The 18,361-nt window shown below is 44.2% G+C and carries 20 protein-coding genes and 1 pseudogene; 7 read left to right on the top strand and 14 right to left on the bottom strand.

Annotated features, from left to right (window positions below; genetic code table 11):
- Positions 1–2: 2 nt before the first annotated feature.
- The 4 genes from T546_RS0111850 to T546_RS0111865 all read right to left on the bottom strand — a co-directional run bounded on the left by T546_RS0111850 (position 3) and on the right by T546_RS0111865 (position 2,703).
- The gene (locus T546_RS0111850; RefSeq protein WP_026891806.1) at positions 3–434 is read right to left on the bottom strand and encodes a cytidine deaminase; all 432 of its coding nucleotides are present in this window, start codon (positions 432–434) and stop codon (positions 3–5) included.
- 12 nt (positions 435–446) lie between these two features.
- A complete protein-coding gene (locus T546_RS0111855) occupies positions 447–1,622 on the bottom strand; it encodes a phosphopentomutase (protein ID WP_026891807.1) in 1,176 nt (391 codons plus the stop codon).
- 54 nt (positions 1,623–1,676) lie between these two features.
- Entirely contained in the window at positions 1,677–2,012 is a 336-nt protein-coding gene (locus T546_RS0111860) for a cyclic-di-AMP receptor (protein WP_026891808.1), read from the bottom strand.
- A 127-nt stretch (positions 2,013–2,139) separates the two neighbouring features.
- The gene (locus tag T546_RS0111865; RefSeq protein ID WP_026891809.1) at positions 2,140–2,703 is read right to left on the bottom strand and encodes an NUDIX hydrolase; all 564 of its coding nucleotides are present in this window, start codon (positions 2,701–2,703) and stop codon (positions 2,140–2,142) included.
- Between the two features lie 87 nt (positions 2,704–2,790).
- Between T546_RS0111865 and T546_RS23430 the strand changes: the two genes are divergently transcribed.
- Positions 2,791–3,384 (top strand): ferritin-like domain-containing protein, encoded by a 594-nt coding sequence (locus tag T546_RS23430; RefSeq protein WP_034599065.1) that lies wholly within the window; start codon positions 2,791–2,793, stop codon positions 3,382–3,384.
- A 27-nt stretch (positions 3,385–3,411) separates the two neighbouring features.
- On the opposite strand, the gene T546_RS0111875 is transcribed toward T546_RS23430, so the two are convergent.
- From T546_RS0111875 to T546_RS25930, 6 genes are all read right to left on the bottom strand, one after another.
- Positions 3,412–5,322 (bottom strand): endonuclease MutS2, encoded by a 1,911-nt coding sequence (locus tag T546_RS0111875; RefSeq protein WP_026891810.1) that lies wholly within the window; start codon positions 5,320–5,322, stop codon positions 3,412–3,414.
- Between the two features lie 318 nt (positions 5,323–5,640).
- The gene (locus T546_RS25040; protein WP_084326357.1) at positions 5,641–6,672 is read right to left on the bottom strand and encodes an NUDIX domain-containing protein; all 1,032 of its coding nucleotides are present in this window, start codon (positions 6,670–6,672) and stop codon (positions 5,641–5,643) included.
- Positions 6,662–7,087 (bottom strand): hypothetical protein, encoded by a 426-nt coding sequence (locus T546_RS24640; protein ID WP_051629785.1) that lies wholly within the window; start codon positions 7,085–7,087, stop codon positions 6,662–6,664. Before T546_RS24640 ends, T546_RS25040 begins: the two co-directional genes overlap by 11 nt.
- Positions 7,088–7,955: 868 nt before the next feature.
- Complete coding sequence (locus tag T546_RS0111890; protein ID WP_026891811.1) at positions 7,956–8,696, bottom strand: MerR family transcriptional regulator; 741 nt, start codon at positions 8,694–8,696, stop codon at positions 7,956–7,958.
- Between the two features lie 64 nt (positions 8,697–8,760).
- Positions 8,761–9,234, bottom strand: a complete 474-nt coding sequence (locus T546_RS0111895; RefSeq protein ID WP_026891812.1) for an LURP-one-related/scramblase family protein — start codon at positions 9,232–9,234, stop codon at positions 8,761–8,763.
- 535 nt (positions 9,235–9,769) lie between these two features.
- A complete protein-coding gene (locus T546_RS25930; protein ID WP_166429818.1) occupies positions 9,770–9,973 on the bottom strand; it encodes a hypothetical protein in 204 nt (67 codons plus the stop codon).
- Positions 9,974–9,981: 8 nt separating this feature from the next.
- Here T546_RS25930 and T546_RS25935 point away from each other — a divergent pair, with 8 nt between their 5' ends.
- The 3 genes from T546_RS25935 to T546_RS26435 are packed head-to-tail and all read left to right on the top strand — an operon-like array spanning position 9,982 to position 11,792.
- Positions 9,982–10,479, top strand: coding sequence for a hypothetical protein (locus T546_RS25935; protein WP_242842228.1), 498 nt, complete (start codon positions 9,982–9,984; stop codon positions 10,477–10,479).
- 12 nt (positions 10,480–10,491) lie between these two features.
- On the top strand, positions 10,492–11,394 hold the full coding sequence (locus T546_RS25940; RefSeq protein ID WP_242842229.1) for a hypothetical protein: 903 nt from the start codon (positions 10,492–10,494) through the stop codon (positions 11,392–11,394).
- A 50-nt stretch (positions 11,395–11,444) separates the two neighbouring features.
- Complete coding sequence (locus tag T546_RS26435; RefSeq protein WP_278246306.1) at positions 11,445–11,792, top strand: BclA C-terminal domain-containing protein; 348 nt, start codon at positions 11,445–11,447, stop codon at positions 11,790–11,792.
- 240 nt (positions 11,793–12,032) lie between these two features.
- Here T546_RS26435 and T546_RS0111905 read toward each other — a convergent pair whose 3' ends face one another.
- The 3 genes and pseudogenes from T546_RS0111905 to T546_RS0111915 all read right to left on the bottom strand — a co-directional run.
- Positions 12,033–12,260, bottom strand: coding sequence for a hypothetical protein (locus T546_RS0111905; RefSeq protein WP_026891813.1), 228 nt, complete (start codon positions 12,258–12,260; stop codon positions 12,033–12,035).
- Positions 12,261–12,456: 196 nt separating this feature from the next.
- The gene (gene nth / locus T546_RS0111910) at positions 12,457–13,101 is read right to left on the bottom strand and encodes an endonuclease III (protein ID WP_034599068.1); all 645 of its coding nucleotides are present in this window, start codon (positions 13,099–13,101) and stop codon (positions 12,457–12,459) included.
- 62 nt (positions 13,102–13,163) lie between these two features.
- Positions 13,164–14,399 (bottom strand): annotated as a pseudogene (locus tag T546_RS0111915) (endonuclease Q family protein); the annotation flags it as partial.
- A gap of 249 nt (positions 14,400–14,648) precedes the next feature.
- Between T546_RS0111915 and T546_RS0111925 the strand changes: the two are divergent.
- On the top strand, positions 14,649–14,876 hold the full coding sequence (locus tag T546_RS0111925) for a hypothetical protein (protein ID WP_026891816.1): 228 nt from the start codon (positions 14,649–14,651) through the stop codon (positions 14,874–14,876).
- A 127-nt stretch (positions 14,877–15,003) separates the two neighbouring features.
- On the top strand, positions 15,004–16,014 hold the full coding sequence (locus T546_RS24645; protein ID WP_051629787.1) for a DUF6612 family protein: 1,011 nt from the start codon (positions 15,004–15,006) through the stop codon (positions 16,012–16,014).
- Between the two features lie 53 nt (positions 16,015–16,067).
- On the opposite strand, the gene T546_RS0111935 is transcribed toward T546_RS24645, so the two are convergent.
- Positions 16,068–17,249: an MFS transporter gene (locus T546_RS0111935; RefSeq protein WP_026891817.1), complete on the bottom strand. Its 1,182-nt coding sequence runs from the start codon at positions 17,247–17,249 to the stop codon at positions 16,068–16,070.
- Between the two features lie 114 nt (positions 17,250–17,363).
- Between T546_RS0111935 and T546_RS23455 the strand changes: the two genes are divergently transcribed.
- Complete coding sequence (locus tag T546_RS23455; RefSeq protein WP_034599071.1) at positions 17,364–18,281, top strand: AraC family transcriptional regulator; 918 nt, start codon at positions 17,364–17,366, stop codon at positions 18,279–18,281.
- The last annotated feature ends 80 nt before the right edge of the window (positions 18,282–18,361 follow it).

Below are 18,361 nucleotides of genomic sequence, written 5' to 3' on the forward strand. Positions count from 1 at the left end.
ATTCATTCACTGGATTTTAAATTATCATTTGTAAATCCCATCGGAAGTATTTCCCTTAAGGTATAGACCGAGGTCTTTTCTCCTGCTCCCAGGATAATTTGAAATTCATCAGGATCGCAAAACTCTGCCATGACCTGCCTGCAAACTCCGCAGGGAGCACAAAAATCCCCTTCTTTTCCTTTTTTATTGCCTACGATGGCAATGGCCTCAAATTCAGTCACGCCTTCTGAAACCGCCTTAAAAAATGCCGTCCGCTCTGCGCAGTTGGTGGGTGAAAAGGAGGCATTCTCGATGTTACATCCTCTGTAGACCGTTCCGTTCTTTGCCAGAAGAGCCGCTCCCACACAAAAGTCCGAATACGGTACATATGCATTTCTTTGTGCCTCATAGGCCTCTGCCACCAACATGTTTTTTGTTGCTTCCTCAAGCTTCATGGGCACCTCCTGTTATTTTGCTACTTCTTCTAAAAAGCTCTTGCCTGCGATGTCACCCTTTAATCCAAATAAATCAAGGACCGTAGCAGCAATGTCTGCAAAGGTATCTCTGGTACCAATGGAAACGCCTGCTTTGATTCCCTCTCCATAGATAAGCATTGGTGTGTATTCTCTGGAATGGTCGGTACTTGGAGTCCCAGGGTCACAGCCATGGTCTGCGGTTATGATAAGGACATCATCTGATTTCATGCCTTTCATGAATTCACCTAACTGCACATCGAAATCCGTAGCAGCCTGAGCATAGCCCTTTACATCATTTCTATGGCCGTATACCATATCAAAATCCACCAGATTCACAAAGCAAATGCCATTAAAGTCATCTTTTTGCGCTTCCAGTGTCTTAATCATGCCATCTGTATTATTCACAATAGAAGTTGTTTTATCAATTCCTTTTCCTGCAAAGATATCGTATATCTTTCCAATCCCAATGGTATCATAGCCAGCCTCTTTCAGGCAGTCCAGCATAGTAGTCTTAGGCGGAAGAAGGGAAAAATCATGGCGGTGAGGAGTCCTTTTAAAATCAGGATAAGTCCCGTCAAATGGTCTGGCAATTACACGGCCAAGGCTGTGCTTTCCAGTCAGCAGCTCTCTTGCAATCTTACAGTAGCGGTAAAGCTCCTCAAGAGGCACCACTTCTTCGTGAGCGGCTATCTGGAATACGCTGTCTGCAGAAGTATAAACAATCAAATCCCCGGTCTTTACATGCTCTTCTCCGAAATCTCTGATGACATCGGTTCCGGAGTAAGGCTTATTACAGAGAATTCCTCTGCCCGTCTGCTTTTTAAATTCGGAGAGAATTTCCTCTGGAAATCCGTTGGGATAGGTGGGAAGAGGCTCTTCGGATATAATTCCGGCAATTTCCCAATGGCCTATGGTGGTGTCCTTTCCCTGGGACTGTTCTGTCAAACGTCCGTAGGAACCCACTGGCATCTCTTCTTTTTCTCCTGCTGTTACGCCATCTATGTTAAACATTCCCAGCTTTTTCAAATTAGGGGTGTAATACTCATCTGCTTTTGCAATGCTTCCTAAGGTATTGCTTCCTTCGTCATGAAATTTCGCAGCATCTGGTGCTTCACCGATACCAAAGCTGTCTAATACAATTAAAAATACTCGTTTTGTCTCTGACATATTCATACCTCCTGTTACGAAAAGGGATTGCTCTGCAATCCCTTCGACATTTCGTCAAATTTTTTCAAATCTTTCCACATCTGTTACAAATATAGTAGCGCCGCCAAGTTCAACCGTTGTCGGCATCATCATAAATCCAGAGGATACGGATGCCAGGTTGGGAGCCGGTACATTATATGTTATCTTCTGGCGTTTCCCACAGGTGTCTTTAATCAGATTAATGACCACCTCTACCTGTTCGTCTTCTGTACCTATCATCAAAGTCGTATTTCCCTTTTTTAAGAAGCCGCCTGTAGTGGCAAGTTTTGTCACGCTGTACTGGTGTTCATTCAGTGCATCGGTCACCCGGTTTCCATCATCGGAGCTAACGATAGCATAAATTATCTTCATATCTACCACCTCACTTTTCATTTGGCAAAACTGCATTTATTAGATGGTTCTATTATAAAGCATAATCAGGAAAAATAAAACAACCAATCCTAAAATTTTTATAAGTTTTCTGTTAATAAGCAAGATTCTACATTTTATAAAGAAGCTTTTGATAAATTCTATCCCTCATCCATGGTTCATTGACCGCATGTAAGCATTCACTGAGGGCAAACCAGCCGACTGCACTGTTTTCATCCTCTTTGATACATATCGGCAGCGTGTCATCCGCTTCCAGTAAATACGTTACATTCAAATGAAGATGAGAAGGGACATAAGCTCCTTTTTTCTCATGACCGTCCACCGTAAGAATCTCCAGGGAAAAAATGTCCCTGCTCACCGGCACGACTTTGCTGATTCCGGTTTCCTCCATGGCCTCTCTAAGAGCCACCTTTAGAAGATCCTTTTCTCCATCCGCGTGTCCTCCTGTCCAGGCCCAGGAACCATAGATGTTGTGATAAGCCATCAGGGCTTTGGTGCGGGAGGGGTTTACCACCCAGCCGGAAGCCGATAGATGGGCCTGTTCATTTTCCCTGTAAAAACAGGAATCTCCCTGGCGCAGATAAGAAAGAATCAGCTCCTTATCCTTCTCCTCCTGTTCATTCCATGGCCGAAACCGTTCCATATCATTTATCAGTTGTTCTCTTTGATCCATGCTCTTTTGTCCCCTTTTCATCGTTTTTCAGGCATACTCTAACGCCTTAAGGATATATTTTATTGAATAAGCAAAACGAGGTGTTATATGAAGTTATCTTCTCTTGTGTTTTCCGATCCTTCTCCATGGCCTCCCATAGAGATTGTATCCCAAAATGAACGGTACGCAGCCGCCATGTTATCAAACATTGGTGCCTGCAACTCTGAAATGTCTGCCATCAGCCTCTATGTCTACAACAGTCTCATTACAAAGAATTTCTTTTTTGAGATTGCAGAGTGTTTTCACAAAATCAGTATGGTGGAAATGCGCCATCTAAATGCATTCGGTGAGCTGTGCGTACTTTTAGGAACAGACCCCAGACTTTGGAGCCAGCAAAACGGACGGATGCAGTACTGGTCACCTTCCTGCAATCACTACCCCACCAGAATTGGAGAGCTTGTAACCAATGCTCTTAATGGGGAGCTGGAAGCCATACGGAAATATCAGGCTCAGGCCCAGTGGATCGATGATTGTAAGATTCAGGCCGTCTTAAACCGGATTATCGCGGATGAACAGTGTCACGTTGAGATATTCCGGCTTATTCTGGCTGAGCTAAACGGCGAAACCCTGATTCAATCCACGGAATACAGTGAAGCAGAGGAAGAATCAGAACTTACCGAAGATGAATATGAACCCTTATAATCCCGGATTCCTAAAGAAGGCCTGGTCTTACTCTGTCCTGATTTCCAGGCCTTCCTGATATCCTTTTTCCATCTTATGCCGTGCTTTTCTGTTTTCCACCGTATCAAAGATAATGGAAAAATCATAATCCTCAGGATATAATTCAGCGGCCGGAACCAAAAGCTTGATCCGTTTGTGGTTAATCCATATCTTCTTATCCGGCAGCTGTACCTGCAAAACGCCCTGGTCATTGACCGGTCTGCATACAATTCCATTTTTCTTATCCGGCAATACACAGACACTGTCACCAATGGTAAATTTGGTCAGTAGCTCACTTTTATGCTGGGCACTGTTGGTCCCTTCAGCCTTCTTGGCTTTTGGAGCCTTTTTCGTTTTTTCCCATTCAATCTCCCCATGGTTCTGATCCGGTTCTTCCCACGCTCCGTAGGCATATCGTCTGGCTCTTTCTATCATCTGCTCTGGCATACCAAGCCTTGTCGCTATGGCCAGTGCACAGCTTTCTCCTGCCTCTCCGATTTCCATACGATACATTGGCTTTAAGGTTTCCTTGTCAAAGGCCATACGCGCATTGGTGATTCCTTCTCTTTCCTTTGCATAGGTCTTTACCTCAGGATAATGAGTGGTCGCAAGGAACAGACATCCCATGTGCCTTAATTCATCTAATATGGCGATAGCGATTCCCATTCCCTCTGCCGGGTCAGTCCCTGAACCCAATTCGTCCAGGATAACAAGACTGTCTTCTCCTGCTTCTTTTAATATCTTCATCACATTGGTAATATGAGCCGAAAATGTGGATAGATTCTCCGTAATATTCTGCCCATCCCCTATATCACAAAGCACCTGGCGATTTAAGCAAAGATCTGCTTCCTTACATGGTACATGAAGTCCGCATTGTGCCATAAGGGAAAACAATCCCACAGTTTTAATGGAAACGGTTTTTCCCCCTGTGTTTGGGCCTGTAATAACAATTCCCCTCTCCCTCTTTCCTAATTCAAAGGTGAGAGGGACCACAGTCCTTGGGTCCATAAATGGATGGCGCCCTTCCACGATTCGTATGACCCGTTCCGAATTGATTACCGGCTCTGCTCCATTCATCTCCTGGCTCAGCCGCCCTTTTGCAAACAGGAAATCCAGCTTTTCCAGATAACGTTTATTTTTTTCCAGTACAGGAAGATAATCTTCTACAAAGGCTGTCAGTGTATACAGGATCTTCCGAACCTCATTCTCCTCTTCAATGCGAAGCAGCTCCAGCTCTCCATTTATGGCGGCAATGGCGGCTGGTTCAATAAAGAGTGTGGAACCTGTGGACGACTGGTCAATGACACTGCCTGGAACAGAGGATCTAAAATCTTTTTTCACTGGAAGGCAGATTTTTCCATTTCTTATGGTCATATAGGAATCTGAGAACCATTTTTTGTTTCCCCGCAAAATGGCATCTGCTTTTGTTCTCAGGCGTTCCTCCATCCTGCCAATCTCCTGACGGATGTTTTTCAGGCTTTTGCTGGCATAGTCTTCCACTTTTCCATTTCGGATGCTTTCATAGATCATTCCTGATAAAGCCTCCAGAGGCTCTAACTCCAGCTCGTAATAGGGAAGACTTAATTCCAGGTATTTGCAGCGTATTAAAAAATCCTTTAACCGCTTTACACCAGTGAGCATTACGCCAATCTCCTCCAGCTCTTCAGCCATAAGGCAGCCTCCCTGTTTTGTCGTCGTTATGATAACAGAAAGGTCTTTCATAGCTACTGCAGGAGGAAGCCCCATGTTATCCAGTATAATCCTGGCTTCGGTAGTGTCCCGTATGCTCTTTTTTACTTCACTTTCCTTCTGGCTTGGCATCAGAGTCCTGATCTGTTCTTTTGCCGCTTCTGTATGGGATAAGTTTTCAAGTTTTTCTAATATACGATAAAATTCTAATGTTTGAAATGTGTGATTCATCTCGTTCTCCTTGATTTTAAATGATCGATAAGATTCTTAAAATCCATGGAGCATAAAGCAGCCGGTCTTTCAGACAACAAAAAAACCTGAGAGATACCAAATCGACATCTCGCAGGTCATAAACCTAATCCGTCTGTTCTGTATCTTCATGGGCAAAACAGGTACACAAAACCAAGGACAGGTAAATATACCTTCCTCTCTTGATTCCTGTTTTCAATATAAAATTGCTTTACGCTCCATGTTCAGACACAATTAACAAACACACACATCCTATTCTTTTCTATTCTTTCATCAATATAACACATTAAGTCATTACGGTCAACGGTATTTTCTTGATTTCCACCAGCCAGCCAGCATAAGGATTTCTTTCTCATTGAGGCAATGGTTTAAGGTGCCTGTCCTCATCTGTAACAGGCATTCTTCATGGTCCATCCACAAAACAGATTCTACTTCGGCCGGATCAAGAAGGAGCTCTGATTCTTCTATGGTTTTTTCATAGGCATACACCTTACTGACCTCACGGTTAAAGAAGGTCCTGCCATAAAATTCTCTTTTATCAAGCTCACTTCGAAGCCCAACAAAGGATAGCTCATCAGGTACCGCCTCAATGCCCAGCTCTTCCTTCAGTTCTCTGACTGCGGATTCCAGATAGTCACTTCCGGCCGTCAGGTGTCCCGCAGAAGAAACGTCATAACAACCAGGGTAGGAATCCTTGTTTGCACTGCGTTTTTGTAAAAGAACATCAAAACCATTTGTTTCATTCGGCCTTATGATCCAGACATGGGCGGTGCCGTGAAGGATACCTTCCCGATGCATGAAAAACCGGGCCATGACTCTTCCGGTCAAACTCCCGTCTGGCTGTCTTTCATCCAACAGCTCCATTGCTTCTCCATTTAACACGGCAGCGGACAGGCGTTCCCCTTGATAGACCAGCTTCAGCGAAAAAAATGGCAGTTCGTCCTTTAGCAGTTCAAAGAAAATCAGATCGCCTTCCCACAGAGGAAGCTGTCCTGTTTTTTCCTTTGGGACCCACTCTAAGCTGCCCTCATTGCATTCCGTAAGAGTTCCCTTAAAATCATCTGAGGTATATAAAAACATATATTCATCGGGGTATATATCGGATACAAACGTTATAATTCCTCTTTGTCGATAGGAAAGAAGGGTGAGACCTGTTTCCTCTTTCACTTCTCTTAACAGGCAATCCTCCGGACTTTCACCTTCCTCCAGATGTCCTCCGACCCCAAGCCATTTATCCTGGTTCATATCCTGTTTTTTCTTGATCCGGTGCAGCATCAGATAACTGCCGGCCTGTTCGATATAACACAGGGTCGTAAGATTATTATGAGCCATCTGTTTTTGCCATTCCTTCCTGTTCTTTGATTACCACATCCTCATTGGTATCCGTGTCTATACACGTATCCCCGCTATCTGTATCCCCTACCTGAATCTGAACCACACAGTTGGTCTTTTCCTCTTCGTAGAATACCGGCACCCGGTAAAGGCCAGGAGTGTTCCAGTCACATTGAGACAAATCAAAACTGAATTTTGTATGATCATAGAGCTCCCTGGAAAAATATCCGTCTGCATTTAAATCAAGTGCCTTACCGACATTGGTCCTGGCGTAAAAGGTGGTAGTGACATTCTTATCAAAGATAGGTTTTGTCCTGTTTTTCATGATCTGTGTTAACAGGATCATAGCCGATGCCAGAGCAAATACTCCAAATAGACTGAGTCGAATCCACTGTTTTCTTTTATTTTGTTCCATTTTCTCCTCCATACTCATTTTAGTTTCTTATTTATCATTGGAATACAGACCATGTGGCTTTGATCCCCCCTTTTTAGAAAAAGCCCGACTGCAGATTATCTAATGATGACTGCAGTCAGGCTGTATACCTGAAAATCAACCCGGCTGATTCTGGATTATTTGCTTTTTCTGTGACTCGGCAGGCAATTTCATTGCAGCCTATCTTATCACAGAATCTTAAGAATCATCTGTCTTGTTCCCTTAAGATTTTCTGAATTTCGCATCATTTTTTATGCCAATCAGATCGCAGGAGCATATAGCTCCATGTTGCGATGCTCCGCCGCCTTCAGAGACTCATGCTGGCTAAAATCATACTGCAATCAGGCCGCAGAAGAATTCGTCCGTTTGGTTTCAGGCACTTTTCCATCTTTGTTTTGTATATAAAAATAAAAGATTAACATCTACAAACGACAACAATACCTTTCCATTATTGTTAAGCATCCATTGCCTAACATTTACAGAATAACAATTAAAGTGTTGTAATTCACTGCCCACTATTAATATATGATTTCTCCCTCATCCCAGTGTACAAGGAGGCCGGAGTGTTATAAACAACAGGGAAATATAATGCTTATAATCTAAATACTTGAGCATTTGAAAGAATTAGAGAAACCCATCTAATAATATTTCGGAACATTCTAGAATTTATTAAGGATTTGGTTGAGATTTTTACGAAATTATGCAAATATTTTACTTGTAACAATGGATGGACCTATATCATGAGCCACCAGGGTATAACTTTTGATTTGAACTCAATGAAAAGACCAGCCAATGGTGGGAAATTCATTGGCCGGTCTACCATATTTACAGGATTAAATCTTTGAAACAATTAATGGCTATTCCCATAAATTTTCATTGCCTGAGATAAAAAAACAGACAGTCCTTCTCCGTATTGGTCAATATTTTTCAGGAAACGTTCATCAGCCACATAGAGCTGCCCAAGGCCGGCAAATGCCTCCAGAGAATATTGATATCCGAAGTTCTTATTAAAATATTGGTACATATGGTCCATGGCATCTTGAGCAATCTTAGAATCCGGCTGTTCAAACCGTATCGTTCCAAGCTCTCTAAAAAGCTCTTCCATGCCTTCTGCTACCTGTTTTTGTTCCTGAGGAGACATGGAACTTATTTTTGCGTTGCTTTCATCAACAGCTTTGTCTCCCCAAAGACGGCGAGCCTCCTCTTCGTACGGATTGTCACCCATAATAAATCCAGCAAACTTTTCTTTTTGCGTCATAGCTTCTTCTCCCTTCCACGACCTCATGGTCTTTTCCAGTGTATCCAGCATGGCATTTATTCGCTTTTTTTCATGCAGAAGATATTTTTTCTGCAGCTTAAATGCTTCTTTTTGATCGAAATCAGGGCTGGATATCATCTTTTTCGTTTCTGCAAGAGAAAATCCACAGGCTTTAAAGAACAGAATTTGCTGCAGCAAATCCAGATCATGTTCTGAATATTCCCTGTAATCATTTTCCGGATTCCGGTCCGGGCATAGAAGCCCTATTTTATCGTAATGATGAAGCGTGCGCACACTCACACCTGTTAAAACAGCAACTTCATTGGTATTCATCGGATTTCCCTCCTTGCAGTATCTATGATAGGGTATCACGCAACGTAGGAGTCAAGAACATATTTTAATTACTTTCACTGCATTTGACTGCATCGATGGCCAGCACGACCATAAGCGCCAGAAGACTGTCCTCCATATCCGGTACATCAATGATATAAGTATCTGTAAAATGGAATAATTGCTTCTCAATTACGGCTACTGTCTTTCCAGTAGATGACATAATTTGATAATCCCATTCAAAAAAACTGCCTTCCACTCTCCAGCCCTTACAGTCTACGGAAAAGGAGGGCTTAAAAAACGTGAACTCCTTGCGGATAGTGCCTATGGTCTGGCCGTTCACCTGTATGTCAAAACAGGGAAGAAATGAGATAATATGCTCTCTTAAGGTGGCTAAATGGTTATCATACCGATCATAGATTTGAAGCTTGTGTCCCCAGGCTGGCATTCCTTTTACAGTATAAATAGCGTTTCCACTTTCGTCGTAGATATCGTAGCTGTCAAACCAGGAGAAAAAGCGTTGTTTGAACATTAATTTCATGAAAGTTCCTCCCTTTCCTTACATTTCATTCTTTTTCATTCATGTATAATCAAATTCCAACGTATTTTATTATTACTTACTCCATTATTATAGCAGAATGCGAACTTTTTACATACTATTTTAAAAGATACTTAATGAAAGCTGCAGTGCTACTAAATTTATGAAACGCTTATCCTCCTCTCCTGTTCCGAATTTTTCTGCAAAAAACAGAGAAAGTGATAAACGATAATTTACTGAAATTTCTCTCAAAATGTTACTTAGGGTACAAAAATTCTATATTGTTCATAAAATATATAGGCATGATCATTTGCAGGATCTTGTCTAAAACATCTTGAAATGGAGGGTTGGATATGGCTAATAGTGCGCTTCAAATAGAACTTAATACAGCTACGACTGTTGCTTCAGGTGCAAACGTCCTTTTTGATAGCATCGTTTATCAAGCTGGCGGAATCATCTATAACCCAGCCACAGGGGTAATTACCTTTACTGAGGCTGGAAGATTCGTAATTGATTGGTGGCTTGCCACACAGTCATCTCAATCAACAAATGGCGCATCGTTTGCTTTGTCGTCTTCACAAGGAGACTTTCTGGAAGGAAATTCTCCAATAAAAACAGGTGAAGTCTTTGGAATTGGAATTGTTGAAGTTACTGCACCTCCAGTTACCTTGTCACTTGTAAATATTAGTAATGCAGAAATTTTCTTCTCCCAAATAGTTCCGTTAAGAGGATCCTTGGTCATCGTAGAAGATGATATTACAGGAGGAGAGACTGGTTCAACCGGACCGACTGGTGCTACTGGACCGACCGGTGCTACTGGACCGACTGGTGACACTGGACCTGCCGGACCTACCGGTGATACAGGTCTTACCGGACCTACCGGCGCTACCGGTGCTACCGGACCGACTGGTGATACGGGACCGACCGGACCTACTGGTGATACGGGTCTTACCGGGCCTACTGGGGCTACCGGGGCTACCGGACCGACTGGCGATACCGGACCTACTGGACCTACTGGTGATACGGGTCTTACCGGGCCTACTGGGGCTACCGGGGCTACCGGACCGACTGGCGATACCGGGCCTACTGGACCTACTGGCGATACTGGTCTTACTGGACCTACCGGCGATACCGGTGCTACTGGGCCGACTGGCGATACTGGGCCAACCGGACCTACTGGCGATACCGGGGCTACTGGACCTACTGGTGATACTGGACCTACCGGACCTACCGGCGATACCGGACTGACCGGACCGACTGGTGATACTGGTGCTACTGGGCCGACTGGACCTACTGGTGATACGGGACCGACCGGTGATACGGGTGCTACCGGACCGACTGGCGATACTGGTGCCACTGGGCCGACTGGTGATACCGGGCCGACTGGACCTACCGGCGATACCGGACCTACCGGACCTACTGGCGATACCGGGGCTACTGGACCTACCGGCGATACCGGACCTACTGGACCTACCGGCGATACCGGGGCTACTGGACCGACTGGCGATACCGGAGCTACTGGGCCGACTGGTGATACTGGACCTACCGGACCGACTGGCGACACTGGTGCTACCGGACCTACTGGTGATACTGGACCTACCGGGGATACTGGACCGACTGGACCTACCGGGGATACTGGAGCCACTGGACCGACTGGGGATACCGGGGCTACTGGACCGACTGGTGATACTGGGCCTACCGGACCGACTGGCGATACCGGAGCCACTGGACCTACCGGCGATACCGGACCTACTGGACCTACTGGCGATACCGGGCCTACTGGGCCTACCGGAGCCACCGGACCTACCGGACCGACTGGCGATACTGGACCTACCGGACCTACTGGCGATACTGGGGCTACTGGACCTACCGGAGCTACCGGGCCGACTGGACCGACTGGCGATACTGGACCTACCGGACCTACTGGAGCCACTGGACCTACTGGACCGACTGGTGATACTGGACCTACCGGACCTACCGGAGCCACCGGACCTACTGGACCTACTGGAGCCACTGGACCTACCGGACCTACTGGCGATACTGGACCTACCGGACCTACCGGAGCAACTGGGCCTACCGGACCTACTGGCGATACTGGACCTACCGGACCTACCGGAGCCACCGGACCTACTGGTGATACCGGACCGACTGGTGCAGGTGTAACAACGTTTGGTTTTGCTTATCAGCTGGCAACACTTGCAGATGCTACTGTTATTGGGGGCGCTGACGTACCGCTCAGCAACAATGGTCCTCTGGCTGGAGTTACTCACACAGCTGGAACAACGACAGTAACGGTTCCTACGGCTGGAGTATATCAAATTGATTATAATATCTCTATAACAGCTGGTATTGGAGCATCTGTTGCAATTGCAGTAAATGGTGCTGTAGATCCATCAACTCCTGTAACAGCCCTTGTGGCCACTGGAGAGGTTTCAGGAACTGCAATGCTAACATTAGCTGCTGGTGATGTACTGACTCTGAGAAATAACTCTGCAGTCGCGTTGACATTGACACTAGCGCCAAATGTAGGTGCACAGCTTAATATTATTGAATTAGGTTAATTTATTTAAAGCTGGGCATTAGCTGACCAAAATCAGCTAGTGTCCAGCTTTTATTCAAGCACAGCACCCATTTTTATGGTGGTTAGTCGTAAAGCAGATAAAGCAGATAGAGAAAATGCCAGCCACGAATATGAGAATCTTTAAATAATAAAAACTGTCAAGTAACAGGATCACTACTGTTAATTGACAGCTTTTTTATCTTTTGCAGAACATGCTATGTAAAATAATTCTGATATAATTCTACATCATGGCTGGTAGAACAGCCGTCACAATAACAAGCAGTAGATTTAATATCATACCGATCAGGGCACCAATTCCTGCAGCCTTGGCTGACTTTGGATTTGTTGCTTTCCAAACAAGAAATAAAATCAGTCCCACCAGCGGAATAAAGAAACCTAAAACTCCCCACCAGTTACTTCCCTTTGGTGTTTCTTCTACACTTACTCTTTGCTCAATTGTACTCTCCATACTCTCCATCACCTTTCCATAAATATTTAAACCATAAAAAGTTCCGCTTACATTATAGAACAAAAAACGACATTGTTGTTAATTATGTAACAATTAACCGCTTTGAGGTAATAAATAGCAGATTTTAAATAATTTTACGGTCACACATACTGCAAAAGAATAGCCCGGCAACCACAATATAGCTGCCGGACCATTTTTACGACTCTATTTTTTTGTCACACCACTCTTCCAGCACGCACTCCCCACATCTTGCCTTTCTTGAGGTACAGACTGCCCTGCCATGGTAAATCAATTGAAAATTGATCCGGTTCCAGTGTTCCTCTGGTAAAACTTTTTGTAATTCCAGCTCAACCTGTACTGGATTCTTGCCTGATGCCCAGCCAAGGCGTCTGGATATTCGAAATACATGAGTATCTACCGTAACACCTGGTATTCCATAGGCATCAGCGAGGAATAAGGTGGCCGTTTTTCTTCCGACTCCTGCAAGGCTTAGAAGCCCTTCCATACTTGTGGGGACCTCTCCTCCAAATTCCTCCACGATCTGCTGACAGCATTTCTTTAAATTCTTAGCCTTATTTTTATAAATTCCCACGGAACGAATTGAATCCTCAATTTCCTCCACAGATGCTTCTGCCATATTCTTTACATCAGGAAACCGGTTATAGAGCTGAGGAAGCGTCTCTTCCACCTGCTTATCGGTACTTTGAGCGCTTAGCATGATGGCTGCCAGCAACTGCCATGGCTGCCGGTGATAAAAGCCCTCCTTTGTAACTCCATAAACCTCGTCTAACTTATCCAGAGACAGTTTCAAACGCTCCTTATTTATTTCTCCCTTTTTCATATGTATTCTCCTTCTGCCGTCGGATGATGCCTTTTTTAAATTTATTAAAATCTCTGTTATTTTATCTCTCCAGGCTCGAAAAGCTTTATGGTTCCGTATTCCCCATCATATCCCGGACTGCATATCACCTTTTTCGCTCTGATCCGGGCGATACCTTCCGCGATCCATTCACTTGAGACTTTTTTTATTTCTTCAATAGGAATATCTCTTAATATAGAAAATTCTGATCCAAGAGAATATAGTAGCTCCTGATATTGGTTTTGTACACGTTTGCTGGCTGTGGTATAGCCTGTGGAAGCAGCAACCACCTCCAAAAGAGGCACCAGACTTTCATATGGCTTTGACCCTGAAAGGAAAACCTCCTCATTACGGTCGGCTAACTGCTGAATTCTATGAGACACACCTGTGGTCAACTTTTTGCCGCAGATCGGACATTTGCCATGGTAAGCCTTGGCCTCATCAGGAGAAAGACAAAGACCGCATTTTCTATGGCCATCATAATGGTATTTTCCCTCCTCTGGGAAAAATTCAATGGTGCCGGATAACCCCTTTCCTGTATTGATAGCCTTTTTAAGACCCTCATAGGATAAGTCTATATCCATAAGGTTGGCTTCTCTGCCCATTTTAGAAGGAGAGTGAGCATCGGAATTGGAGATAAGCTGGAACCGGTCCAGAGCCGACAGCTTCCTGATCATGGGCGGATCTGAGGAAAGCCCGGTCTCCAGCGCATGGATATGAGGAGTTAAATCTTCAAAGCATTCCTCAATGGTGTCGAAGCCGGAAAATGCGCCGAATAAGGAAAAATGAGGCGTCCAGATATGGGCCGGGAAAAATATGGCCTCAGGGCATGATTCTAAGGTCATTTCCAGAAGGTCCCGGCAATCAAGGCCTAAAATGGGGCGTCCGTCGGAGTGAAGATTTCCGATTGCTTCTAATTTCACAGAAAGTCGCTCTGCTTCTTCCAGCCCTGGAAGGAGGATTACGCTGTGGACCTTTCTCACCTTTCCATGCTTTTTATATATAGTACTGATTTCTCCTGATATTACGAACCGTGGAGTTCTCATTTCCGGCCGGTATCCCGGTTCCAGACAATATTCTTCTTTTAACCGGTATAATCCATCTTCTGCTGGAGCCAGCTTTTCCTTTAACTCTTCTCTCCACGCTCTATGAGTGAAATCTCCGGTTCCTAATAGATCAATTCCTTTTCTTCTCGCCCATAAATCCAGATATTCCGGGGTGCATTCCTTGCTGGTTGCTCTGGAATAATGGGAATGGATATGTAAATCTGTAATGTACATGTTTTCACCTGCTATTTTTATAGAGAAAAGGGGCATTATCTGCCCCTGTGCAAACTGAATTTATTTCCTGTTTTACTTTCTCCTGCTGTATTTTTAAAGTATGCTGTGTTTTTATCTTTGTAATTTTATTATAGCACGGCTGTATTTTCCAGGGAAGCCCCATCTTTTTCCTTGAAAACTGGTCATAATTGACTGTGAGATTTTTTTATGCTAGGATATGCCTATCAATCAGGAGAAAGGATTTTTCAGATGAATATCATGAATTTAATGCAGTTAAAAGAAGCCTGGGGCGTGTTTAAAGAAAATCATCCTAAATTCCCCTTGTTTTTAAATGCTGCTACAAGAAACGGTCTAAAAGAAGGAAGCGTGGTGGAGATTACCATCACACCCCCGGAAGGAAAAAGCATTACCACCAACATAAAGATAAAAGAATCCGACTTAAAGCTTTTCGAGCAGCTAAAATCCGCGTTCAAGTAGGCCGCCTCTGCAAAAAACATTGTTGTATTTACCAAAATATGGTACAATGAACCAATCATTATGGTAAAAAGCTTCGCTATGGTCCATATTATGGCCTGCGAACTACAACAGGAGGATTAAAAACGGAATGAAACATTCTATAAAAATATTTGCCGTTGCATTGCTTCTGTCCTTCTCATTGACCCTATCTGCTTTTGCCGGAACCTGGATGGAAGATTCTAACGGGTGGCGCTGGCAGGAAAAGGATCAACTCTCCCCTGTTTCTTCCTGGGAATGGATTGATTCCAATGGGGATGGAATGTCAGAATGCTATTATTTTGATGAAAACGGATATCTGCTTACCAATACTACCACTCCCGACGGCTATATGGTCAATGAAAATGGAGCGTGGGTGACTGATGGCATGGTAAAACAGAGAGCTGCCAACCCGTCAGCCGCTGCCTCTGCTAAAAAAGAAGGCAGAGAGCTCTATTATCAAGCGATCAAGAAAAGCTCTGAACTTCAGGGGCTGGATATCAGCGGTGATATCCACATGAGCCTTTCTTATACTGACATGGAAATTCCCATTTCCATGAAGCTGCGCTTACAATACCATGACATCAATACTCCCAACATGGAATTTCTTTCAGAGACAGCGATGCAGATGATGGGATCAAAGGACGCCCATCAATCCTTTTATACAAATGGTACCTACTATTCCAACGGTGGCACTCATAAAAAGTATAAGATGAAGATCGGCCATGAGGATATGACGAATAATCTAACTCTTGGTGGATTGACCGGCCAGTTCTTCGCATTTATTGACAATGTTCAGATAGTAGATGGTGATTCAGGAAGTAAGACCATCTTATATTCCAGCAGTGGAGAGGGAATGGAGCCATATCTCAGTAATATTAATAATGAAATATGGCCGCTTCTCAATGAGCTTGACTTCAAGATAAACCGAATCAGCGGCAAAGCAGTTCTCACCCCGGAGGGATATTTCTCCAAGGAAGACATTACGATTGATACCACCATGGAAGAGGATGGGGAAACGGCTGGATTTACCATGAACATCAGGCTGGATTATAACAATCCAGGTCAGGCTGTAACCATTAATTTTCCTTCTACCGATGGGTATGAAGTAGTCGTTTATTAACATAATATATTAAATTGATAAGGGAGGAAACCACAGGCTGGTTTCCTCCCTTTTTATGCTTTAAGCTTTAACCGAAGCAGATATCTTACACTGATTACAAAAAGTATGGGAAATAAGACAGCTGCCAGAATTCCCATTTTCAAATTGTTACTTAGAATTCCTGAGACCTGACCCACCAGGGTAGGACCCGAAGAGCAGCCTAAGTCCCCGGCCAGGGCAAGAAAGGCGAACATAGCCGTTCCCCCGCCCCGAATAGAGGCTGATGCCATACTAAAGGTGCCAGGCCACATGATCCCAACGGACAGACCACATATTCCACAGCCAATCAGCCCCAGTGCCGGATGGGGCGACAGGGAGATCAGAATATAGGAGGCGATACATAAAATTCCGCTGTAGGTCATCATTTTTCCCAAATCTATTTTTTCTCCGTACTTACCGTAAAGGGCTCTTGACGTTCCCATCATAGCTGCAAAAAACATAGGGCCAGCAAGATCACCAACAGCTTTTTTTACCTTAAGCCCCTCTTCTGCAAAGGCGGAGGCCCATTGGCTTACCGCCTGTTCGCCAGCTCCGGCGCAGACCATTAGTATCATAAATACCCAGAATATCTTTTTCCCTATAAGTGTCCGGAAGGAAATTCCCTCATCTTCCTTTATAAGAGGTGCGATTGGGACACGGAAGAAAGTGATCATATTATAGAGCGGTATCAGCGCCCAAAAAAGTGCCAGTATCCTCCAGTTCTCCACGCCCAGTAATACGAAAAATATGGTGGAAATGAGGACCACACCAACATGGCCCCAGCAGTAGAAGGAATGGAGCATGCTCATAGCCTTTTCCTTATTATCAGTGGGACATGCCTCTACCACAGGGCTTACTAAGACCTCTAAAAGTCCCCCGCCTGCTCCATAAATCATCACCGCTCCTAAAAGTCCGGTCCAGGGATTAGAAAAGAGTCCTGGAAGTACCACAAGGGAAACAAGACCAAGGGCACAAAGAGCAAGGGCTGTAATCATGGAGATCCGGTATCCTACCTTGTCAATTACGCCTGCAGATAAAAGATCCACCAATATCTGGATGCCGAAATTGAAGGTAACAAGAAGGGCTATCCGGGATAGAGTGATGCCGTATTCCTTTTCAAACGTAAGAAACAAAAGCGGTACAAAATTGTTAATTATGGCCTGTACAATATAGCTCGTAAAGCAAGCGCGTATAGTTTTATTATAATCCTGACTCATTTCTTTCCTCCCTGGTTTCATTTATTGTATTATAACGCATAAGAAAATCTGATTCTTGCAAGATATGGCCAATTTATGATATAATCTAGCCATTCTTTCAAAGGAGAACCATTTATGCAAAGCACTAGAATACAGACAGACGAATCCATGATGGAGCTTGCCTCCCATGGCTCAAAGGGTTTTCCTCTGCAATATTATTACGAAGATGTAGGTCAATTTGAGAACCGATGCATTGACTGGCACTGGCACAGGGAGTTTGAGCTGGTTTCCGTTACAAAGGGCATTGTACAATGCTCCATCGGCAACATCAGCCACATACTGGAAGACGGGGATGGCTTGTTTATTAATTCAGGAGCTATACACCGGTACGCTTCCGCAGGAAGTGCGGTGATTCCCAACGTGGTTTTTTCACCAGAATTTATGGCACCGGAGGGAAGTCTGATTTATGAGCAGTACTTATCTCCTTTTCTCTCTTCCGGTATTTCTCATATTGTTTTAAAATCCATGATTCCCTGGCAGAAAAGCATCCTAAGCAATCTTTTAAAGCTTTACAGCACCTGTGAGAATAAGGGATCTGCCTGGGAGCTTAAGACCCATACCTTGATCTGCCAGATATGGACAGAGCTATATGAACATCGAGATGAATTAGTCACCATGGAAAATACGGGAACCAACCGTATCTCCCAGGCCCGTTTTCGGCGCATGACCATGTTTATTGAGGAAAATTACAGGAAGCGGCTTACCCTTGATGATATTGCAGCCTCGGTAGGCGTTAGTAAACGGGAAGCACTCCGCTGTTTTCAATGCTCCGTTCCTTTATCCCCCATTGAATACCTTAACAAGTACCGGCTGAAGCAGGCCTCGAACCTCCTTCTTTCTACTGGATATTCCATAAGTGTAATAGCAGAATCTACAGGATTTGAAAGTACCAGCTACTTTGACCGCTTGTTCAAGAGAGAATATCACACGACGCCTGGAAAGCATAGAAATGCATATAAAAGGCAGGAGAAAGATATGGATAAACAGCTATAATAAGCTGCATATAACTAAAAATAGCTCCCCCTCACCGAAACTGTTTTCCTGCTGGAAACAGTCCCGGTGAGGGGGAGCAT

This window comes from [Clostridium] aerotolerans DSM 5434, assembly GCF_000687555.1.
In the GTDB taxonomy this organism is placed as follows: Bacteria; Bacillota; Clostridia; order Lachnospirales; family Lachnospiraceae; genus Lacrimispora; species Lacrimispora aerotolerans.